Source organism: Mesorhizobium helmanticense (assembly GCF_003034915.1).
Classification (GTDB): Bacteria; Pseudomonadota; Alphaproteobacteria; order Rhizobiales; family Rhizobiaceae; genus Mesorhizobium; species Mesorhizobium helmanticense.
In genome coordinates this window covers 85,640-99,702 of record NZ_PZJX01000006.1, presented here as the reverse complement: position 1 = coordinate 99,702, position 14,063 = coordinate 85,640, and the positions used below count along the sequence as shown (strand labels likewise).

The 14,063-nt window shown below is 62.3% G+C and carries 15 protein-coding genes; 10 read left to right on the top strand and 5 right to left on the bottom strand.

Features of this window, described 5'->3' with window-relative positions:
- Window positions 1-76: 76 nt before the first annotated feature.
- The gene (locus tag C9427_RS03845) at window positions 77-544 is read left to right on the top strand and encodes a DUF1203 domain-containing protein (RefSeq protein WP_107647869.1); all 468 of its coding nucleotides are present in this window, start codon (window positions 77-79) and stop codon (window positions 542-544) included.
- 234 nt (window positions 545-778) lie between these two features.
- Here C9427_RS03845 and C9427_RS03840 read toward each other — a convergent pair whose 3' ends face one another.
- Complete coding sequence (locus C9427_RS03840) at window positions 779-2,077, bottom strand: outer membrane protein (protein ID WP_107647868.1); 1,299 nt, start codon at window positions 2,075-2,077, stop codon at window positions 779-781.
- A gap of 197 nt (window positions 2,078-2,274) precedes the next feature.
- Window positions 2,275-3,390, bottom strand: a complete 1,116-nt coding sequence (gene ald, locus C9427_RS03835) for an alanine dehydrogenase (RefSeq protein WP_107647867.1) — start codon at window positions 3,388-3,390, stop codon at window positions 2,275-2,277.
- A gap of 158 nt (window positions 3,391-3,548) precedes the next feature.
- On the opposite strand from ald, the gene C9427_RS03830 reads away from it, so the two are divergent.
- The gene (locus C9427_RS03830; protein WP_006333495.1) at window positions 3,549-4,022 is read left to right on the top strand and encodes an Lrp/AsnC family transcriptional regulator; all 474 of its coding nucleotides are present in this window, start codon (window positions 3,549-3,551) and stop codon (window positions 4,020-4,022) included.
- A gap of 6 nt (window positions 4,023-4,028) precedes the next feature.
- Here the strand turns inward: C9427_RS03830 and C9427_RS03825 are convergent, their stop codons facing one another.
- Complete coding sequence (locus tag C9427_RS03825) at window positions 4,029-4,688, bottom strand: 5-formyltetrahydrofolate cyclo-ligase (protein ID WP_107647866.1); 660 nt, start codon at window positions 4,686-4,688, stop codon at window positions 4,029-4,031.
- A 185-nt stretch (window positions 4,689-4,873) separates the two neighbouring features.
- Here C9427_RS03825 and C9427_RS03820 point away from each other — a divergent pair, with 185 nt between their 5' ends.
- Together C9427_RS03820 and C9427_RS03815 are read left to right on the top strand one after the other, a co-directional pair.
- Window positions 4,874-6,139 (top strand): NAD(P)/FAD-dependent oxidoreductase, encoded by a 1,266-nt coding sequence (locus tag C9427_RS03820; RefSeq protein ID WP_107647865.1) that lies wholly within the window; start codon window positions 4,874-4,876, stop codon window positions 6,137-6,139.
- A 131-nt stretch (window positions 6,140-6,270) separates the two neighbouring features.
- Window positions 6,271-8,250, top strand: a complete 1,980-nt coding sequence (locus C9427_RS03815) for a bifunctional 2',3'-cyclic-nucleotide 2'-phosphodiesterase/3'-nucleotidase (protein WP_107647864.1) — start codon at window positions 6,271-6,273, stop codon at window positions 8,248-8,250.
- Window positions 8,251-8,297: 47 nt separating this feature from the next.
- Here the strand turns inward: C9427_RS03815 and C9427_RS03810 are convergent, their stop codons facing one another.
- Together C9427_RS03810 and C9427_RS03805 are read right to left on the bottom strand one after the other, a co-directional pair.
- Window positions 8,298-9,287: a glycerophosphodiester phosphodiesterase family protein gene (locus C9427_RS03810; RefSeq protein ID WP_107647863.1), complete on the bottom strand. Its 990-nt coding sequence runs from the start codon at window positions 9,285-9,287 to the stop codon at window positions 8,298-8,300.
- A 183-nt stretch (window positions 9,288-9,470) separates the two neighbouring features.
- Window positions 9,471-10,742, bottom strand: a complete 1,272-nt coding sequence (locus tag C9427_RS03805) for an SAM-dependent methyltransferase (RefSeq protein WP_107647862.1) — start codon at window positions 10,740-10,742, stop codon at window positions 9,471-9,473.
- Window positions 10,743-10,958: 216 nt separating this feature from the next.
- Here C9427_RS03805 and C9427_RS35205 point away from each other — a divergent pair, with 216 nt between their 5' ends.
- From C9427_RS35205 to C9427_RS03775, 6 genes are all read left to right on the top strand, one after another.
- Complete coding sequence (locus tag C9427_RS35205; protein ID WP_280954045.1) at window positions 10,959-11,093, top strand: hypothetical protein; 135 nt, start codon at window positions 10,959-10,961, stop codon at window positions 11,091-11,093.
- A 100-nt stretch (window positions 11,094-11,193) separates the two neighbouring features.
- Window positions 11,194-11,490 (top strand): Dabb family protein, encoded by a 297-nt coding sequence (locus C9427_RS03795; RefSeq protein WP_107647860.1) that lies wholly within the window; start codon window positions 11,194-11,196, stop codon window positions 11,488-11,490.
- A 42-nt stretch (window positions 11,491-11,532) separates the two neighbouring features.
- The gene (locus C9427_RS03790) at window positions 11,533-12,405 is read left to right on the top strand and encodes a VOC family protein (RefSeq protein ID WP_107647859.1); all 873 of its coding nucleotides are present in this window, start codon (window positions 11,533-11,535) and stop codon (window positions 12,403-12,405) included.
- A complete protein-coding gene (gene kdsA, locus C9427_RS03785; RefSeq protein WP_107647858.1) occupies window positions 12,402-13,244 on the top strand; it encodes a 3-deoxy-8-phosphooctulonate synthase in 843 nt (280 codons plus the stop codon). The genes C9427_RS03790 and kdsA overlap by 4 nt, the downstream gene beginning before the upstream one ends.
- Before the next feature lie 73 nt (window positions 13,245-13,317).
- Window positions 13,318-13,521, top strand: coding sequence for a dodecin family protein (locus C9427_RS03780; protein ID WP_107647926.1), 204 nt, complete (start codon window positions 13,318-13,320; stop codon window positions 13,519-13,521).
- A gap of 87 nt (window positions 13,522-13,608) precedes the next feature.
- Window positions 13,609-13,974 (top strand): PRC-barrel domain-containing protein, encoded by a 366-nt coding sequence (locus C9427_RS03775; RefSeq protein WP_097575798.1) that lies wholly within the window; start codon window positions 13,609-13,611, stop codon window positions 13,972-13,974.
- Window positions 13,975-14,063: the final 89 nt, after the last annotated feature.

The following is a 14,063-nucleotide window of genomic DNA, read 5'->3' as shown; positions in this document are numbered from 1 at the left end:
TACGTTTGGCATGAATCGGGTGGGAAGTGCCGGCGGGCAAGCATAGTTTCCGGTCAACGATACCGGAGATTTCACCATGACCATCCAGTTCAAAGCCTTGCCCACTGAAGACGTAAGGGCCTTGCAGCGCGGCGGACCGGATGCCTACGGCCAGACGCCGGAGCGCAAGATTTCCGATGGCGACGGCGTGCCTTGCCGCCATTGCCTGAAGAATGTGGCCGCCGGCGACCCCTATCTCATCCTCGCCTTCCGGCCGTTTCCGGAGCTCCAGCCCTACGCCGAGACGGGACCGATCTTCCTGCACGCCGAGGAATGCGAGCGTGCCGCCGCCGTTGATACGCTTCCCGAAATGCTCGAAAGCACCGACTACATCGTGCGCGGCTACGGCAGCGACGACCGCATCGTCTATGGCAGCGGCGGCGTCATCTCGACCGGCGCCATCGCGGCACGGGCGGAGGCCTTGTTCGAGCGCGACGACATCGCCTACGTCCATGTCCGCTCGGCGCGCAACAATTGCTATCAATGCCGGATCGAGCGGGCGTGACGGGTATCGTCGTCGGTCGCTTCTGTCGCACGCCTGTCGCAATGCCGCGCTAGAACGTGATTGTCGATCGATTTGCCGACCGCGGATGAACCGGCGGGAAATCTCGACAGCAGAGGAAGCGGGGCAAAAACCCCGCTTTTTTGTTGCCCATATTCTCCCGCGTTCCGCACTCTTCCGAACAAACAAAAAGCCCGCCGGAACGACCGGCGGGCTTTGACCGCTGCCTGGACGGTTTTAGTTGAACTTGTACTTCGCACCGATACGGACGGTGTGGAAGGAAGGCTTGGAGGTGAGGGTGTCATCCGGCAGCCCGATATCCGACGAGAAATCCTTCTTGGCGAACTGCGAATAACGATATTCGAGCCCGACGGTCATGTTGCTCGACAGGGCCGTTTCCACACCGCCGCCCACCGAGAAGCCGCTGGAACCCCAGTCGATGATATCGCCGATGGGCGAAGACGCATTCAGGTCGAAATGCTGCCAGGAATAGCCGCCGAGCACATAGGCCAGCGTCGATTCGTTGACCTTCATACCGACACGGCCGAGCACATCGAACCCGTAATCGGTATCGAGGTTGATCGATCCACCCGGGATCTTCAGCTCCGAAGTCATGCCGGAGTAGCGGGCATCGACCATGACGCCTGCCACCCAGCTGCCGAAGTCGTGATCGTAGCCGGCGTTCAGCTCGCCGAAGACACCTTCGCCGCCGAGCCCGTTGAATTCCAGGTCGCCGAGCGGTGGAACGTTGATCTGATGCACCGATGCACCCGCGCCAGCCGCGCCGCCGATGTAGAATCCGGTCCAGTTGTAGGCAGGGGCCTCAAAGGAGGCGGCACCACCGTTCTGGGCGCCAAAGCGATAATTGGCCGCAACCTGGAACGTATGCCGCGACGTGTCGAGATTGAGGGTTCCATCCGGCGCGCCGAGGTCGGCAAGAAGGTTGTCCTTGGTGCCGAAGCGCGTATAGCGATATTCGGTTTTAATCGTCCAGTTGCTGTTGATGGCGGTCTCAACGCCGGCTCCAACGAAATATCCGCTCTGATCCCAATCGAAATCAAAACCGGCGTTCGTGTCGAGCTTGTATTTCTGCCAGGAATAACCGCCAAGCACGTAACCCAACGTGTTTGGCGTGAAGAGGTAGCCTGCGCGCAGACCAGCGTCGAAACCGTAGGTCTCCTTGACCGAAGCATCGAACCCGGCGACGTCGAGCGAGGTTTCGATGTTGCCGACATGGGCGTCCAGAAGTCCGCCGATCAGGAAGCGCGGCGACACCATGTAGTCGTAGCCAACGGTCAATTCACCGTACACGCCTTCGCCACCGATGCCATTCAACGACAGGCCGGGAATGAAGTCGCTGCTGAGCTCGTGGACGTTAGCGCCGGCGCCAACGCCAAAGCCGACATAGATGCCGCTCCAGTTGAAGCCGGACGTCTCTACCGGCGCGACCACGTCGGCGGCATGAGCGACTGAGCCGAGCGCCAGAATGGACGCTGCGCCGAGAAGAAGAGATTTTGCGGATTTTATGCTGATCATTGCCCTTGCCCTTGATGAAGCCCGCGAGCTTCCTAGCACCCGTCCGCTACGGTAGCTGTAACAAAAATGCCACAGAAGAGCCTGATTGCACGCAAAACGGGAAACCCGGCTCGACGGGCTCTAAGTCATTAAAATTACTTGTGGAAAAAATGAGCCGCCGAGACAATCGGCGGCCCTATCGAAGAATCCGGGCGGGTTCAGGCGGCGAGAACGGCCTTCGGCTCGACCAGATCGTAGCCAAGGGCTTCGGCCACCGCGCGGTTGGTGATCTTGCCCTTGTGGACATTGAGGCCATTGCGCAAATGATGGTCATCGACCAGCGCCTTCAGGCCCTTGTCGGCGAGTTGCAGGCCGTAATGCAGCGTCGCGTTGTTGAGCGCGTGGGCCGAGGTGACCGGCACCGCGCCCGGCATGTTGGCGACGCAATAGTGGATGACGCCGTCGACCTCGTAGGTCGGCTCGGCATGGGTGGTGGCGTGCGAGGTCTCGAAGCAGCCGCCCTGGTCGATGGCGACATCGACCAGCACCGAACCCTTCTTCATGCCGGACAGCATTTCGCGCGAAACGAGTTTCGGCGCTGCCGCGCCCGGGATCAGCACGGCGCCGATGACGATGTCGGCGGAGAAACATTCCTCTTCCAATGCCTCGACGGTGGAATAGCGGGTATGGACCCGACCGGCAAAGAGATCGTCGAGCTGGCGCAGGCGCGGGATCGAGCGGTCGATGATGGTGACATCGGCACCGAGGCCGGCCGCCATGCGAGCCGCATGCAGGCCGACAACGCCGCCGCCGAGCACGGTGACCTTGCCGGGCAGCACGCCGGGCACGCCGCCGAGCAGCACGCCGCGGCCGCCATTGGCCTTCTGCAGCGCAGTCGCCCCGGCCTGGATCGACAGGCGGCCGGCGACTTCCGACATCGGCGCCAGCAGCGGCAGGCCGCCGCGATCGTCGGTGACGGTCTCGTAGGCGATGGCGGTGACGCCGGAGGCGAGCAGGCCCTTGGTCTGCTCCGGATCCGGAGCGAGATGGAGATAAGTGTAGAGGATCTGGCCGTCGCGGAGCTGTACCCACTCGTTGGGCTGCGGTTCCTTGACCTTGACGATCATGTCGGACTTGGCGAACACGTCGGCGGCGGTCTTGGCGATGGTCGCGCCGGCGGCGCGATAGGCATTGTCGTCGGCGCCGATGCCGGCGCCGGCGCCGGTCTCGACCAGCACCTCATGGCCATGCGCGACATATTCGCGGACCGAGCCCGGCGTCAGCCCGACGCGGTATTCGTGGTTCTTGATTTCCCGGGGGCAGCCGACGCGCATTTTCTTTTCTCCTGATCCGGCCCTTGGGGGCTCGTTCCCTGTGTGAACACAGTGAACCACGAATCGTTGCGCAAGTGTTTGCGAATGCGCTTGCGCTAAAGTGCGCGCTTCGATAATCGTTGCGCAAAATGTCAGGTTTTTCGCAGGAATCCCGAAAAATGCCGCTGGACAGGATTGATATCGCCATTCTCGAGACATTGCAGAAGGATGGGCGGATACCCAATGCGGCACTTGCCGAGAAGGTCGGGCTGTCGCAGTCGGCCTGCTCCAGGCGACTGGACAATCTGGAGAAATCGGGAACCATTCGCGGCTACCACGCCCGGCTCTCCAATGCCGCCCTCGGCCACCAGATGACGGCAATCGTGCATATATCGCTGTCGGGGCAGTTCGAGAAGACGCTGTCGGATTTCGAGGCGGCGATAAAGCGCTGCCCGAACGTGCTGTCCTGCCACCTGATGTCGGGCGAATACGACTACATCCTGCGCATCGCCGCCAAGGACCTCGTCGACTATGAGCGCATCCACAAGGAATGGCTGTCGGCCATGCCGCATGTGACGAAGATCAACTCGTCCTTCGCCTTGCGCGAGATCGTCGACCGGACGGCAATGGGGCTGAAGCCGGAGATGGCCTGAGATTCGCTAAGTTCCAGGCGCCTCCGTCACCAGCCGGTCCATCGGGATGTCGTGCGGCTGCGGATAGATGGTGGCGATGCGCTGCAACTCGTAGCCGACGCCGATGACCAATGGCTTGAACGGCATCGCCGCCAGCGTGCGATCGAAGAATCCGCCGCCATAGCCCAGGCGATAGCAATTGGGATCGATGCCGACGATCGGCGAAATGACGATATCGGGCAGCACCGGGTCGCCTTCGGCCGGGATCGGTATGTTCCAGACACCCTTTTCCAGACGGTCGCCCGGAACGTAGGCGCGAAAAACCAGCGGTTGCCCTTTCTCGATGACCACAGGCAATGCCGTGCGCCCGCCGCGTGCATTGACCGATGCCATCCATGGGCGCAGGTCCGGCTCGCCGCGGAACGGCCAGTAAAGACTGACCATGCGGCCGGCAATGTCGCCGATCACGGCGTCGAGCCCTTCGGCGATCCGCCGTGACATTGTCGCCCTTGCATCGGCGGCGATGGCCAGGCGAGCCGCGATCAGCCGCTCGCGCTCGGCTTTGCGCCAGCGTCTTACGTCAGTCCAGTCGGAGAGGGGGGTGCGGAATGCCGGGTCGAGCTCATGCAGGAAGCAAGGCGGCGAGGCGTATTGCGCCGGACCTTCATCGTCGCATTCATTGGCCATGCTTAACCTCGGCATGCTGTTTCGATGAGGCTATCTCAGGAGTGCGAGCTGCGGCATGTGCATTGACGACATCAAGCGGCGAGTCCGGGGCAATCGTTCATGTCTGGCGTCCATGCTGGGCGTTGTTGCGCTGCACAAAATGCCTATATCAATGACAGTGAATTGTTCGCCACCGGTGAAAAGGAATGAACCAGGCCAACCATCATGTCGTCGTTGTCGGTGCGGGTTTCGGCGGCCTCGAATTCACCCGCGCGCTCGCCGGTGCGCCGGTGCGCATCACCATGATCGACAAGCGCAACCACCATCTCTTCCAGCCGCTGCTCTACCAGGTGGCGACCACGGCGCTGGCGACCTCGGAGGTCGCCTGGCCGATCCGCCATCTCCTGCGCAAGCGCAAGGACGTGACGACGCTGCTTGCCAATGTCAGTGGCGTCGATCGTGCCGGCAAACGCGTGCTGCTCGATGATGGCGGCGCGGTCGACTATGACACGCTGGTGCTGGCCACCGGCGCTAGGCACGCCTATTTCGGCCATGACGAATGGGAGCAGTTCGCGCCGGGGCTGAAGACGCTGGAAGACGCCACCACAATTCGGCGGCGCATGCTTCTGGCCTTCGAACAGGCCGAGCGTGAAACCGATCCGGCCAAACGCCAAGCGTTGCTGACGCTGGCGATCGTCGGCGGCGGGCCGACCGGCGTGGAACTGGCCGGCACGATTGTTGAACTGGCGCACGACACGCTGCGCGGCGAATTCCGCAACATCGATACACGGCAGACGCGCGTGGTGCTGATCGAGGCCGGCGAGCGCATCCTGCCCAATTTTGCGCCTGAACTTTCCGATTACGCCAGGAAGGCGCTCGAGCGGCTTGGCGTCGAGGTAGAACTCGGCCGGCCCGTCACGCGCTGCGATGCCGAGGGCGTCGTCTTCGGCGACACCCAACTGCCGGCGCGGACAATCCTGTGGGCGGCGGGCGTCGCCGCTTCGCCGGCCGCCGAATGGCTGGGCGCGGCGGCGGACCGCGCGGGCAGGGTGCTGGTCGAACCCGACCTCACCGCGCCGGGGAGCCCCGAGATTTTCGTCATCGGCGACGCCGCGCATGTCCTGCGGCCCGACGGCCGCATGGTGCCCGGCGTCGCCCCCGCCGCCAAGCAGCAGGGCAAGCATGTCGCGGCGACGATCAAGGCCCGGCTTGCCGGCGATACAGCCCCGCGTCCTTTCCGCTACAGGCATGACGGCGACCTGGCGACGATCGGCAAGCGTGCCGCCGCCATCGACTTCGGCTGGATCAAGCTCACCGGCCGGCTGGCCTGGTGGCTGTGGGGCTTCGCGCACATCTATTTCCTGATCGGCTTCCGTAACCGGCTCGCGGTTTCGCTTAGCTGGCTGTGGATCTACCTCACCGGCCAGCGCAGCGCGCGGCTGATCACCCAGGGCGACGACGACAAGGGTTGACCTCTCCGGTGGCGGACATTCATCCGCATGTCACCCTTTCTTGATGGACTGGACTTCTGGACTCGGCTGGATTTCGGCGCGAAGCTTGGCTTCGGGCAGGCCTTGTTGCGTCATGGGCGTAGGAGAACACAATGTCTCATCGGTTCCATCCCGTCTCTCGCCGCTCACTGCTTGCGGGCGCGGCCGCCACGGGAGCACTGATCATGCTGCACCCGTTCTCCGCCCGTGCGCAGGCCAACCAGGCGCATCTCAGGATCATGGAGACGACCGACATCCATGTGAACGTGCTGCCCTATGATTACTACGCCGACAAAGCGAACGACACACTGGGCCTGTCGCGGACGGCCTCGCTGATCGATGCGGTGCGCAAGCAGGCGACCAACGCGATGCTCATCGACAATGGCGACCTGCTGCAGGGCAACCCGATGGGCGACTACATCGCCTATGAGAAGGGCATGAAGGATGGTGACCTGCATCCGATCATGAAGGGCATGAACCTGCTCGGTTACGAGTGTTCGACGCTTGGCAACCACGAGTTCAACTACGGCCTGTCGTTCATGGACAAGGTGCTGGCCGGGGCCAATTTCCCATTCGTCTGCGCCAATCTGATCCGCGGCACCGGGCTTGCCGCCAACCCCCGCGACGACAAGCTCTATCTCAAGCCCTACGTCATCCTTGACAAGAAGATCAGGGATGGCTCGGGCGCCGAGCAGCCGATCAGGATCGGCATCATCGGCTTCGTGCCGCCGCAGATTATGGTCTGGGATCTGAAGAACCTCGAAGGCAACGTCAAGACGCGCGACATCGTCGAGGCCGCAAAGGCCTGGGTGCCGGAGATCAAGGAGGCGGGCGCCGACATCGTCATCGCGTTGTCCCATTCCGGCATCGACGTGAAGCAGGGCGACATGATGGAAAACGCCTCCTTCTTCGTCGCCGGCGTCGACGGGATCGACGCCGTGTTCACCGGACACCAGCATCTGGTCTTCCCCGGCAAGAAGGATTTTCAGGCGCTTGAGGCGGTCGATACCGAAAAGGGCACGCTGCAGGGCAAGCCTGCGGTGATGGGCGGTTTCTGGGGCTCGCATATGGGCCTGATCGACCTGTTGCTTGAGCGCGACGGATCGAAGTGGCGTGTCGTCTCGGCGACCTCCGAGGCGCGGCCGATCTATGAACGGGTCGACAACAAGAACAAGCCGACGGTCGCAGACGACAAGCGCATCATCGCTGCGCTCGAGCAGGACCACCAGGCGACGCTGGCCTATGTGCGCCGACCGGTCGGCAAGACCTCGGCGCCGCTCTATTCCTATTTTGCGCTGGTCGCCGACGATCCGTCGATACAGGTCGTCAGCCAGGCGCAGACCTGGTATCTCAGGGATATCCTCAAGAACACGCAATGGAAGGACGTGCCACTGCTGTCGGCGGCGGCGCCCTTCAAGGCCGGCGGCCGCAACGGCGCCGACTACTATACAGACGTTCCGGTGGGCGACATCGCCATCAAGAATGTCGCCGACCTCTATCTCTACCCGAACACCGTGCGCGCCGTCGAAATCACCGGGGCGCAGGTGAAGGAATGGCTGGAGATGTCGGCCGGCATCTTCAACAGGATCGAACCGGGCAAGGCCGACCAGGCGCTGATCAACACCGATTTCCCGTCCTACAATTTCGACGTCATCGATGGCGTCACCTACAGGATCGACCTGTCGCAGCCGCCGAAATACGACGCCAAGGGCGGGCTGGCCAATGCCGGCTCGAACCGCATCGTCGACTTGATGTTCGACGGAAAACCGATTGATCCAGCGGGGAAATTCGTTGTCGCCACCAACAATTACCGCGCCGGCGGCGGCGGCAACTTCCCCGATATCAACGCGTCGAAGATCATCTACGAGGCGCCGGACACCAATCGCGACGTGATCGTGCGCTACGTCGTCAGCGAAGGCACGATCAACCCGTCGGCGGACGGCAACTGGTCGTTTGCGCCGCTGCCCGGAACCAGCGTCCTCTTCGAGACCGGCGCCAGGGCGAAGGATTTTATCGCTGAGGTGAAGTCGCTGAAGATCGAACCGGCAGGCGAGGGCGAAGCCGGGTTTGCGAAATACCGCATCCTTCTTTGAAAGTCGCCCGTACCCACGCCACTCCCAAGCGGCGTGGATCTGTCGTTTCACGCCGGCGGCGCGAAACGCCGCTTGATGACAGGCATGACCAGGTCCAGCGCGTCGGTGGAAATCCCGCCGGAATAGCCGTCCGGCAACTGGTCGATCAGCCCGGGATCGTCGAGTCCCTGCGAAAAGCCACCGCCGGCATAGGGGCCAAGCAGATAGATGCGGGTGTCGACGGCATCCATGCGGTCCAGAAAACGGTCGGGCCAGCCCCATAGCCATTGGGCGACATTGATCGGGATCAGCAGTGTGCCCTGCCGGCACGCTTCCGGAACATAACCGCTCCAGCCTACCGCGGCATAACGCAGGATGCATTGGGTCAGCGACGCACGGCTTAGCGTATGTATGTCCGGCTGCGCCGCCTTGACCGCCGCAATCGGCTTGTCGCCGCCATAAACCGTCAGGCCGGCGCGTTCGGTGGGCGCCAGCGTTGCGAGCCAGGCAGCGAGCGCTTCGCCTTCCGCAGCGTCGTTGCTCTTGATGTTGATGTTGAAACGGCGATTGGGGAAATGCCGCAGCACTTCGTCCAGCGACGGCATCATGCCGACGCCCTTGCCGCGAAACGGAAAGGTCTTGCCGCCATCCGCCGTATACCCGTAGCCGACATCGAGTGTCTTTAGCTCGGACATCGCATGGGCACGGGTCTCTCCCTTGCCTTGCGTGCGGCAATCCAGCGTCCAATCGTGGAAGACGGCGAACTTGCCGTCGGTAGTCGGGTGAACATCGAGTTCCAGCGCGTCCGCACCGAGCGCAAAGGCGGCTTCCATCGAGGGGATCGTGTTCTCCAGGAACGCATGGCGTGGCGGCAGCATGCGATCGGCTGTGCATGTGTCGGCGTCCAGATCCGTGCGGTCGAAATCCTGGGCCAAGCCGCGATGGGCAAGCACCGAAGGGGTGCCGGCCGGCCGGCTCGACAACAGCGATGTGTTGTTGAACCAGACGCCGCCGGCAGCGGCGATCACGACGAGGAGGCAGATAGTGCGTTTGCGCATGATGTGATTCCCGATTGGCAGGCCGGGCGCATCCTGCGGCGTGATCTGACTTTTTGACGGCGATCGCAGGGCGATGTCGAGATTACGGAAAAGGCGCTCGGTGGCCCGCCGGGCCTCAAACCGCCCACGTGGGGGGTGCAGGTTGTGCTGCGCAATGAAATGGTGTGAGCCGCCAGAACGCTCTCAAGCCTTGTAAACCACCTGGCGGACATCGATGTAGCTGGCGCGGAAGCCGGCCTCGCAATAGTGCAGGTAAAACTCCCAGAGCTTCTTGAAGCGATCGTCGAAACCGAGCGGGACGATCTTTTCCCATGACGCCCGGAAGCGGTGGCGCCATTCGGCGAGCGTGCGGGCATAGTCGTCCGGGAAGACGCGCTCGCGCAGATGAGCAAGGCCGTGGTCTTTGCCGAGCGCCTTCAGGATCGACGGCGTCGGCAGCATGCCGCCCGGGAAGACGTAGCGCTGGATGAAATCCGGACGGGCGCGATAGGTGTCGTAAGCAGCCTCGTTGATGGTGATGATTTGCAGGCCGGCCGTGCCGCCCGGTTTCAGGCAAGTCTTCATCTTGCCGAAAAACACCGGCCAGTATTTTTCGCCGACCGCCTCGAACATCTCGATCGAGGCGATACGGTCATAGGTGCCGGTCTCGTCGCGATAATCCTGCAGCTTGATGTCGACCTTGTCGGCCAGTCCTGCCTTCTGGATGCGCGCCTTGGCAAAATCGTGCTGCTCGCGGCTGATCGTCAAGCCGGTGACACGGCAGCCGATCTCGCGCGCGGCGAATTCGGCAAAGCCGCCCCAGCCGCAGCCGATCTCCAGCACATGATCCTTCCTGCCAATCCCGGTATCCTTGGCCAGGGCGCGGTATTTGGCGGCCTGAGCGCTTTCCAGATCGTTGGCGCCGGTCGCATAAAGCGCCGACGAATAGGTCATGCTCGGATCCAGCCATTCCCTGTAGAACGCATTGCCGAGGTCGTAATGCGCCGAGATATTGCGCTTCGAACCGGTGCGGGTGTTTTCGTTGAACCAGTGGCGGATGCGCTGGACGGTGTTGATCAGCCAGCTGGCGCCGCCCGCGACACGCTCGCCGATGGCCGAATTGACGACGAACAATTCGAGGAAACTGGTGACGTCGGGGCTTTCCCAATCGCCGTCCATGTAGGATTCGGCAACGCCGATTGTGCCGCCGGTGAAGGCACGGGAAGGCAAGCGCCAGTTCTTCAGCACCAGCTCGGCGTCCGGACCTGGCCCCTTGCCGCCGACGAGGACGGCGCGGCCGTCCGGCATCCTCACCTTGAGCGAACCACGCGGCAGGTTCATCGCCGCCGACAGCACCATGCGCGCCTTGGCCGGCAGGCCCTTGACGATTTCGGCGAAATTGACTTCGTCCAGCCTGACCGCGTCGCCCAATATAACGCTGCCCAAAGCAACGTTCTTTTGTTCCTTGTAAGCCATGTCACGCCCCCGGACTTCTGCGCAACCGGCATAAACGGCCGGTTCCCACACTCTCGCAGTTCATTCGCCAGGTTCGAACGTCGCCCCCTGATGAATCCCGCCGCAATCTTTCACGTCATCAAAGGGAACTTCAAGAGGCAAGATGTTGGGGAGGGCCGCCGGTCGACCTCGGAATCACTCTGGCAGCAGCAGCCACTCTCATGCGATAGTTTAGCCATGCGTTATGTCATCGTCATCGCCGCCGTCACCTTCTTCCTTATCTGGGACGGACTCTACAATCAGGGCCGCTATCTCGACTACACCGTCAGGGAGATAACGCGCGTCGTGAACTACGCCACCAGCTTCGTCTAGGGTTTCTTTCCCCGCGCAACACCGGCGCGACATCGTTGCCGGTTGACGCGATCGTTTTGGCCGCACAAAACACGCCTGCATATCGATCGGGGAGGCTGGTTTGATCCGGCATATCGTTTTCTTCAGCGCGCGCGAAAAAGAAGATGTGGAGGCCGTGCGCACTGGCTTGCTGACGCTGGGCAAGATCCCCCATTCCCGCTTTTTCGAGGTAACGCTCAACACCAAGGTCGACCCGCTCTCGGACGAAATCGACGTGGTCGTCTACGCCGAGTTCGAGGATGAGACAGCCCTTGCCGCCTATAAGGCGCATCCTCTCTATGCAAAGACGACCAGCCAGGTCAGGCCATTGCGCGAATTGCGTTATTCGGCCGATGTCGTGGTGGCGGCAAGCGTTTGAAACGCTTGAACCGTCTCCCGGAATGGTGCAAACCGCGCCGGCATGACCGAGACGCCGCCCACTCATCCGCTTGACCATCTTGTGCTGCCGACCGCGAATCTCGACGTGGCGCGGGCGCGGCTCACTTCGCTTGGCTTTGTCGTGGCGCCGACCGGCATTCATCCTTTCGGAACGGAAAACTGCTGCGTCTTCCTTGGAGATGGCACCTATCTCGAGCCGCTGGCGGTAGGCGACGCGCAAGCGGCGGCGAAGGCGATCGCGGCTGGCAACGTCTTCGTCGCGCGCGATCGCGCCTTTCGCGACAGATGCGGCGACGAGGGATTTTCGGCCATCGTGCTCAGCACCGGCAATGCCGGCGCCGACCATGCGCGCTATGTCGAAGCCGGCCTGTCGGCGGGCGGCATGCTGAGCTTTTCGCGTGCCTTTGCCGACGCGGCGGGAAAGAGCGACATGGCATCGTTCAAACTTGCCTTCGCCTCTGGAGCCGGGGCGACGGACGCGTTGCTGTTCGCTTGCGAGCGGATCAACGCGCCCAAGGTAGACCGTACCGCGTTGCAAGCCCATGCCAACGGCGCAACCGGCATCATCGAAGTCGTGGCGGTCAGCAACCGACCATCCGAGCAGCGCCGATTGTTGGCGGTCGCGGCGGATGCGGAGGAGGACATGGCGTTTCGCTTGCCGAACGCCGGTTTGACCCTGCTTGAGCCTGCTGCGTTCGAAACGCGTTTCGGCCTGCCGGCCAGTGCGCCGTCGGAACTCCGTTTCGCGGGGGTCGTCTTTTCGGTTCGCAGCACGGATACCGTGGCAACGCTCCTTGCAGCCAATTGCATCGAACACGACATAGACGGCAATGATATTGTCGTGCGGCCTGCGCCCGGACAGGGCGCGGTTTTCATTTTCCGGGAGATCCCATGAGCAAGCCTTTGGCCCCCAATTCGTCGGTAACCGTCGGCAATGTCGTCTTCGACAACAAGGCAGCCTTGGCGCTGATCGCCGGCCCGTGCCAGTTTGAATCGCGCCAGCATGCCTTCGACATGGCCGGTGCGCTGAAGGAGCTCACCGGCAAGCTCGGCATCGGGCTCGTCTACAAGACCAGCTACGACAAGGCCAACCGCACCTCGCTGTCGTCGACGCGCGGCGCAGGCATGGAGGCAGCACTTCCAGTCTTCGACGAACTGCGCAAAACGTTTTCGCTCCCCGTGCTGACCGATGTCCACACCGAGGAACAGTGCGCGATCGTCGCGCCGCATGTCGATGTGCTGCAGATACCGGCATTCCTGTCGCGCCAGACCGACATGCTGGTTGCCGCCGCCAGGACCGGCAAGGTGATCAATGTCAAGAAGGGACAGTTCCTTGCTCCCTGGGACATGAAGAACGTCGTCGCCAAGATCACCGGTTCCGGCAACGCCAATGTGCTGGTCACCGAGCGCGGCGCGTCCTTCGGCTACAACACGCTGGTGTCCGACATGCGTTCGCTGCCGATCATGGCCGAGATCGGTGCGCCGGTGATTTTCGACGCCACCCATTCCGTGCAGCAGCCGGGCGGGCAGGGTGGTTCCTCGGGTGGCGAGCGTCGCTTTGTCGAGACGCTGGCACGTGCGGCTGTCGCCGTAGGCGTTGCCGGCGTGTTCATCGAGACCCACCAGGATCCAAACAATTCGACCTCTTCCGATGGCCCGAACATGGTGCCGCTAAAGGACATGCCGGCATTGCTCGAACGGCTGATGGCGTTCGATCGAATCGCCAAGGGTTGAAACGCACGCGCTTGTGGTCCCCAACAGCCGGCTGTACTCTTGCCATGCAAATGAGCACTTGCAGGAGGAAGCCATGTCCGTCGCCCGCGTCACCGAGATCACATCATCGTCGAAGAAGAGCTTTCAGGACGCCATCGAGAAGGGAATTGCGCGCGCCTCCAAGACCCTGAAGAACGTCGAAGGCGCATGGATTCAGGACCAGAAGATCGTCGTTGAGAACGGCAATATCTCCGCCTACCGCGTCAACATGAAAGTCACCTTCATCCTCGCGGAGTAGCTGGCCGGACATCAAAGAAAGTCTGGAACCTTCGTCCGCTCCCCTCATTGTCAACGCATAGCGTCAACAACGAGAGAGGAGCATACCATGACAACCCAGACCGGGCACACCGAGGCCATTGCCGCTTCGCGCGTCATCGGCACGTCGGTCTACAATACCGAAGGCGAGCATATCGGCGACATTGAGGATGTCATGCTCGACAAGACGTCGAACGGCATCATGTTCGCGGTGATCGGCTTTGGCGGATTTCTTGGCATCGGCGAGAAATACCACGCCATGCCATGGGCGAGCCTCGACTATGACGAGGACAAGGGCGGCTACGTCGTGCCCTTCACCAAGGAGCAACTGACAGCCGCGCCTGCCTATTCGATCAACGAACTGACCGGCGCCGACGGCGAGGCGGCACGCGACGCTTCGTACAACTATTACAAGGTCGAGCCTTACTGGCACTGACTTCAGTCCGCTGAATCGGAAAGGCCCCCGTCAGCCGGGGGCCTTTCCATATGCGATGAAAGCTATTCCGCGATCTGCAGGGCCGGCAA

What these genes read in the sequence shown, in the direction of transcription:
- C9427_RS03845 (WP_107647869.1), top strand. Translation starts at nt 77, where the DNA reads ATGACCATCCAGTTCAAAGCCTTGCCCACTGAAGACGTAAGGGCCTTG.
- C9427_RS03840 (WP_107647868.1), bottom strand. Translation starts at nt 2,077, where the DNA reads ATGATCAGCATAAAATCCGCAAAATCTCTTCTTCTCGGCGCAGCGTCC.
- ald (WP_107647867.1), bottom strand. Translation starts at nt 3,390, where the DNA reads ATGCGCGTCGGCTGCCCCCGGGAAATCAAGAACCACGAATACCGCGTC.
- C9427_RS03830 (WP_006333495.1), top strand. Translation starts at nt 3,549, where the DNA reads ATGCCGCTGGACAGGATTGATATCGCCATTCTCGAGACATTGCAGAAG.
- C9427_RS03825 (WP_107647866.1), bottom strand. Translation starts at nt 4,688, where the DNA reads ATGGCCAATGAATGCGACGATGAAGGTCCGGCGCAATACGCCTCGCCG.
- C9427_RS03820 (WP_107647865.1), top strand. Translation starts at nt 4,874, where the DNA reads ATGAACCAGGCCAACCATCATGTCGTCGTTGTCGGTGCGGGTTTCGGC.
- C9427_RS03815 (WP_107647864.1), top strand. Translation starts at nt 6,271, where the DNA reads ATGTCTCATCGGTTCCATCCCGTCTCTCGCCGCTCACTGCTTGCGGGC.
- C9427_RS03810 (WP_107647863.1), bottom strand. Translation starts at nt 9,287, where the DNA reads ATGCGCAAACGCACTATCTGCCTCCTCGTCGTGATCGCCGCTGCCGGC.
- C9427_RS03805 (WP_107647862.1), bottom strand. Translation starts at nt 10,742, where the DNA reads ATGGCTTACAAGGAACAAAAGAACGTTGCTTTGGGCAGCGTTATATTG.
- C9427_RS35205 (WP_280954045.1), top strand. Translation starts at nt 10,959, where the DNA reads ATGCGTTATGTCATCGTCATCGCCGCCGTCACCTTCTTCCTTATCTGG.
- C9427_RS03790 (WP_107647859.1), top strand. Translation starts at nt 11,533, where the DNA reads ATGACCGAGACGCCGCCCACTCATCCGCTTGACCATCTTGTGCTGCCG.
- kdsA (WP_107647858.1), top strand. Translation starts at nt 12,402, where the DNA reads ATGAGCAAGCCTTTGGCCCCCAATTCGTCGGTAACCGTCGGCAATGTC.
- C9427_RS03780 (WP_107647926.1), top strand. Translation starts at nt 13,318, where the DNA reads ATGTCCGTCGCCCGCGTCACCGAGATCACATCATCGTCGAAGAAGAGC.
- C9427_RS03775 (WP_097575798.1), top strand. Translation starts at nt 13,609, where the DNA reads ATGACAACCCAGACCGGGCACACCGAGGCCATTGCCGCTTCGCGCGTC.